Annotated in this window: 1 protein-coding gene; it reads left to right on the top strand. The window is 73.7% G+C overall.

Going from position 1 to position 3,277, the window contains the following annotated elements; translation table 11 throughout:
- Nucleotides 1-416 precede the first annotated feature (416 nt).
- Complete coding sequence (locus ABZV34_RS37895; protein WP_356287366.1) at nucleotides 417-2,750, top strand: helix-turn-helix domain-containing protein; 2,334 nt, start codon at nucleotides 417-419, stop codon at nucleotides 2,748-2,750.
- Nucleotides 2,751-3,277: the final 527 nt, after the last annotated feature.

The following is a 3,277-nucleotide window of genomic DNA, read 5'->3' on the forward strand; positions in this document are numbered from 1 at the left end:
GGCATGCCGTACTCCATCGACTGCAGGGACATCAGGGGTTGACCGAGCGGGATCTCGGACGGGAGCTGTCGCCGGCGCGGCCCCGGGGGGAAGTGGCCGCGGCGGCGGTTCCGGGCGGATTCGGGCTCCGTCCGGCCGGAAGGAGGTGTCGAACGGGTTGCACGGCACCGGACTTCCGGGTCTGGGGTGTCGGTTGCGCGGGGCCATGGCCGGTCCGGTGACCTGACCTCCGCGCACCATGGGGCGGCGGCCGGACCGGTCCAGGGGCCCGGACGCCCGCTGATGCGGACCGCGTCAGTCGACCATGACGGCGTACGGGGCGACCAGGAGGTTTCACCGGCAGAAATGCGGTCCGGCATAATTCTGCCGGGGACCGGTACTTCGAGCCGGGTCCCAGGCCAAAGGGGGAGCCGGGGATGCGGACCGAGTCGGTGACGTCGGACGGTCTGGGCCGGCTGTTGCTGAGCCTGCGCTGCGGCGCGGGTCTCAGCCAGGAGGAACTGGCCGCCGCCGCCGGGATCAGTGTCCGCGCGCTGGCCGACCTGGAGCGCGGTCGTACCCGTGGCCCGCAGCGCCGCACCGTCCAGGCACTCGCCGCCGCCCTGGGCCTGGACCCCGCCTGCGCCGAGCAGCTGGAACAGGCCGCGAAGGCGGGCCGGCCGCGCCCCCGGCAGCAGTTACTGCCCGCCGCGGACAGTACGGTCACGCAGGTGTCCGGGCTGCTCGCCCTGCCCCGTGACATCGGGGACTTCACCGCACGTGGCCCCGCCCTGTCCCAGCTCCACGCCCTGGTGGACAGCGAGCACCCCGCCCACCCGCCGGTCGCCGTCGTCTCGGGACAACCAGGCCTCGGCAAGACCGCCTTCGCCGTGCACGCCGCCCACGAACTCGCCGACCGCTTCCCGGACGGGGTGTTCGCCATCGACCTGCGCGGCATGGAGGACGAGCCGACCTCCGCGCGCGACGCCCTGGCCCGCCTGCTGGGGGCCCTCGGGGTGGCCGAGAGCGAGGTGCCGGCCGGGACGGACGACCGGGCCGGACTGTACCGGTCGCTGGTCGGCGAGCGCCGCATCCTGCTGGTGCTGGACAACGCCGTGGACGAGGACCAGGTCCGCCCGCTGCTGCCGGGCAGCGGATCGTCCCTGACGATCGTCACCAGCCGGCGTGCCCTCGCCGGGATCGAATCGGTGCACCGCATCGCGCTCGCCGTGCTCAAACGGGAGGAGGCCGTGGAGCTGTTGACCCGGATCATCGGCCCACAGCGCGTCCGGCGCGAGGAACAGGCCGTCCGTGACCTCGCCGACCTGTGCGGGCACCTGCCGCTGGCCGTGCGGATCGCCGGGCAGCGCCTGGCCGTCAGGCCCGAGGAGCATGTCGGCAAGCTGGTCGCCAGACTGGCCGAGGAGAGCCGACGGCTGGACTCGCTGCAGGCCGGCGGACTGCAGGTGCGGGCCGCCTTCGCCCTTTCCTACCAACAGCTCAGCCCGTCCTCCCAGTTGCTGTTCCGGCGGGCCACACTCGCCGCCGGGCCCGACTTCAGTCCCGAGAGCGCCGCCCTGCTGACCGGTCTGCCCGCTGCCCGAGCGGCCCTGTGTGCCGAGGAACTGACGGACGCCGGTCTGCTCCAGCCCGACAGCGTCGTGGAGCGCTACCGCTTCCACGACCTGCTCAAACTGTTCGCCACCGAGCAACTCGGCCTGGAGGATGGCCCGCAGGCCGTCGCCGAGGCCCGGGACCGGCTCGTGCACTGGATGCTCGCCCGGGCCACCGCCGCTGCGCTGCGCTTCGACGCCGAACGCCACGCGGAGGACCCGGTCGACGACCCCGACCCCGCGAGCGCACCCGCCGACCGAGCCGAGGCCCGTGGCTGGCTGGAGGCGGAGCGGTCCGAGTGGATGGCGGCGCTGCGCCAGGCCCAGGCCGCCGGACGCCACCAGCAGGTCATCGACGCGGCCGAGGCCATGCACTGGTTCTCCGACGTGAACCACCACTGGGAGCTGTGGGTCGAGGTGTTCACCCTGGCGGTGGACTCGGCCCGCGTCCTGGGCAGCCGCCGGGACGAGGCCGTACACCTCAACTACCTTTCTTGGGCCTACAGTTACTGCCTCAACGACAATGCCGGGGCGCTGGCGGCGGCCGACCGGGCCTGCGCGGTGGCCCGCGAGATCGGCGACGCCCTCCAGATCGGCTGGGCGCTGGGCTACTCCGCCGGAGCCCTGCGCCGGCTCGGCCGCACCGAGGAGTCCATCCACCGGTTCCAGGACGCGGCCGCCCGTCTGGCCGGCGAGGACGCGCCGCCCGCCCGGCTGGCCGAACTCTCCGTCCTGAACGCCCTGGGGCGGGGGCTGCGCGAATCAGGCCGCGTGGAGGAGGCACTGGTCATCCACCTGCGCGGGGCGGAACTGAGCCGACAGAGCCTGTGGGGACAGGCCGCCGAAACGATGGCTTTGTACCACGCCCTCGCCCTGCTGGAGACCGGCAACGACCTGGCGGCGCTCGGCCGTTGGGCCGAGGCCGAGGGCCCGCTGCGCGAGGCCGTCGAGGATTTCGAGTCCCTGCGGGCGCCCGCCTGGAGTGAACCGGCCCGGCTGGACCTTGGTCTCGTGCTGCGCCGGCTCACCCGCTACGACGAGGCCCACGAGACGCTGCTCGCCGCGCGCGGCGGGTTGTCCCAGCTCAAGAGCCCACGGCAGGAGGAGGCCGCTGCCGCACTCCGCGCGGTCGAACAGTTCACCACCGGCGGCCGGTAGGGTCCTGCCCGCCCGCTGAGGCGCGCCTTCCGCCCGGCGCGATGTTCGATCCGGTCGGCGCCTGTGGTAGAACTGCACGAACTCGTGCGGTACGGGCGAGGGCTGAGCAGTCGTCAGGCCGGGGTGTGGTCCAGACCCCCGGGCCGGCGGGTCGCTGTCCGCCCATTCGACGTCCGTGCTGAAGAAGCTCCAGCCGTCCGGCCCCCGGTGGTCCGGTGCGGTGGTCCTGGCGCCGGTACCGCGAGTGCACCTCACACCCTGGGTACGAGGCTGTCCGGGCGCGTCCGCTGCGCCGTGCGAGCCGCCGTCGCGCCCGTGATCCGTTCCACCAGGTGCTGCCGCGCCACCGTTCCCACTCCACTCCGACACCGAGGATGACCATGGCCGACAACGGCACCACGGTCGAAAGCACCGCGCAGCCGGGCCGCCCGGGCTCCCCGACGACGGCGCCGCAGGCTGCTCCGCCGGCCTCGGGCACCGACGAGCAGGGCACCGAACCCGGCAGTGAGCCCGACAGCGAGCCCAAG

The organism is Streptomyces sp. NPDC005195 (assembly GCF_040608315.1).
GTDB lineage: Bacteria > Actinomycetota > Actinomycetes > Streptomycetales > Streptomycetaceae > Streptomyces > Streptomyces kaempferi.